This is a genomic window from Citrobacter sp. Cb080 (assembly GCF_030334745.1).
Classification (GTDB): Bacteria; Pseudomonadota; Gammaproteobacteria; order Enterobacterales; family Enterobacteriaceae; genus Citrobacter; species Citrobacter braakii.
In genome coordinates, this window is record NZ_JAOWDG010000003.1 from 1 (window position 1) to 211 (window position 211).

1 tRNA gene is annotated in these 211 nt (G+C 54.5%); it reads left to right on the forward strand.

The features are described 5' to 3' along the window. Positions 1-127: 127 nt before the first annotated feature. Positions 128-204, forward strand: a tRNA-Asp gene (locus tag OGV38_RS00020). Positions 205-211: the final 7 nt, after the last annotated feature.

The window sequence follows — 211 nt, forward strand, 5'->3', positions numbered from 1 at the left end:
CTCAGAAGTGAAACGCCGTAGCGCCGATGGTAGTGTGGGGTCTCCCCATGCGAGAGTAGGGAACTGCCAGGCATCAAATTGCAGTAAACCGGGATGAATAATCCGGGTAGTGACAAAGAAATTCGGTGGAGCGGTAGTTCAGTTGGTTAGAATACCTGCCTGTCACGCAGGGGGTCGCGGGTTCGAGTCCCGTCCGTTCCGCCACTTATTA